1 protein-coding gene is annotated in these 776 nt (G+C 47.8%); it reads right to left on the minus strand.

Annotated elements, in window-relative coordinates; all coding sequences use genetic code 11:
- Positions 1–549 (minus strand): Imm71 family immunity protein (locus tag FCN80_RS26180; protein ID WP_230492990.1); only part of this gene is annotated, 549 nt, incomplete at its 3' end.
- Positions 550–776 lie beyond the last annotated feature (227 nt).

Raw genomic sequence — 776 nt, forward strand, 5'->3', positions numbered from 1 at the left:
AAACACCGGGTAAGAATATGTTCTCAAGTGATAACGATAATTACCAGGATCCAATAAATATTCCGCATCAAAAAAATGGCAGACTTTATCGTGTGGTGGATACAACAGATTATCTCCCCAGAACTCTGCCGCAATTTTCAATTTATTCAGTTTTTCTATGTCCGGTGGATACGCTATCTCCTGACCACCACGCTCATGGCATGGTAAATAAAAAAAGGAATCAACCAAATTAACCGGCCGGGCAAGTTGGTGAAATGCCCCCGTTAAGCGTTGCCACACCTGCCGGTTGCCCATTGCCAGCTCAGGCAACCCCTCATCGTAGAGACGCAGGGCCTCATATACTCGAATGATACTCTTCGAGTGAAAACCTTTCGTGATCTCTTCCGGCCAGGTTCTCAGCGCCTCCTCATACTTCTCAGCAAAATACGCCCAGGCATCCCGCTTGCGTTGCCACAGGCTGTAACTGCTCAGGCGTTGCAATAACCAGAACAGTTTGCGGCGCACACTCTCGTCGGTCATCGGGTATCGGGTTTTTTCAATGGTGATCATGACTCACTCCCTGTGGTGGTCTGGTGCTCAAATCCAAATCAATAGTGACCTGTTCGCTCGCCTTGAAATATGCAGGATAAGCGCAGGGTGATTCCGCAATACAATGTCAAAAATACTCAGGCGGCGGGCTGTTAATTTTCCTCGGGTTTTAAATAAACATCCCCATTATCATCCCTGTTCAGTAAGCTCCATATCGCTGGAAGCCGAATTTCAGGGGCGTGCCTATC

The organism is Martelella alba (assembly GCF_005217455.1).
Classification (GTDB): Bacteria; Pseudomonadota; Gammaproteobacteria; order Enterobacterales; family Enterobacteriaceae; genus Acerihabitans.